This is a genomic window from Halorubrum sp. AJ67 (genome assembly GCF_000513435.1).
Genome location: NZ_CBVY010000002.1, coordinates 417,617 through 418,501, shown reverse-complemented (window position 1 = coordinate 418,501; position 885 = coordinate 417,617). Strand labels below are relative to the sequence as shown.

Here is an 885-nt window from a genome sequence, read left to right as displayed (position 1 = left end):
CCGGGCGACCGCGCCGCCGTCAGCGCCGGCGTCTCCTGCGGGAACTGCGAGTTCTGTCGCAACGGCGAGGAGTCGCTGTGCGTCTCCTTCCACATCATCGGCGAACACGTCCGCGGCGTCCACGCCGAGAAGGCGGCCGTCCCCGCGGCGAACCTCGTTCCCGTCCCGTCCGGCGTCGACTGGGAGGTCGCCGGCTCCGCGTCGCTCGTGTTCCAGACCGCGTGGCGCATGCTTCACACGCGCGCCGAGATCGAGGCGGGCGAGAAGGTGCTCGTCTTAGGTGCCTCCGGCGGCGTCGGCCACGCCGCCGTCCAGATCGCCGACCACGCGGGCTGTGAGGTGTTCGCGACCGCCTCGACCGAGGAGAAGCTCTCCCACGCCGAGGACTGCGGCGCGGACCACGTCATCGACTACGAGACCAACGACTTCGCCGACGAGATCGGCGAACGCACCGGCAAGCGCGGCGTCGACGTCGTCGTCGACCACATCGGCGAGGCCACTTACCCGGACTCGCTGAAGTCGATGGCGAAGGGCGGCCGCCTCGTCACCTGCGGCGCGACGACCGGCGGGAACCCCGGAGCCGGACTCAACCGCATCTTCTGGAACCAGCTGTCGGTGCTCGGCTCGACGATGGCGACGCCCGGCGAGGTCGACGACGTCTTGGAGCTCGTCTGGGACGGCACCTTCGAACCCCGCGTCCGCGAGGTCCTCCCGATGAGCGAGGCTTCGCGCGCACACGAGATGATCGAAAACCGTGAGGGCTTTGGCAAAGTGGTGGTTAAACCGGACAGTGAGTTCTGAGACCGACGGCGACGGAAACGAGACCGCCGACGCCCCGGACGAGACCGCCGACGGTACCACCGACGGCGGCTACGTTCACGTCCC

1 protein-coding gene is annotated in these 885 nt (G+C 69.4%); it reads left to right on the top strand.

All coding sequences use genetic code 11. From position 1 onward, the window contains the following. Nucleotides 1-801 (top strand): zinc-binding dehydrogenase (locus BN903_RS03725; RefSeq protein ID WP_048076422.1); only part of this gene is annotated, 801 nt, incomplete at its 5' end. Nucleotides 802-885 lie beyond the last annotated feature (84 nt).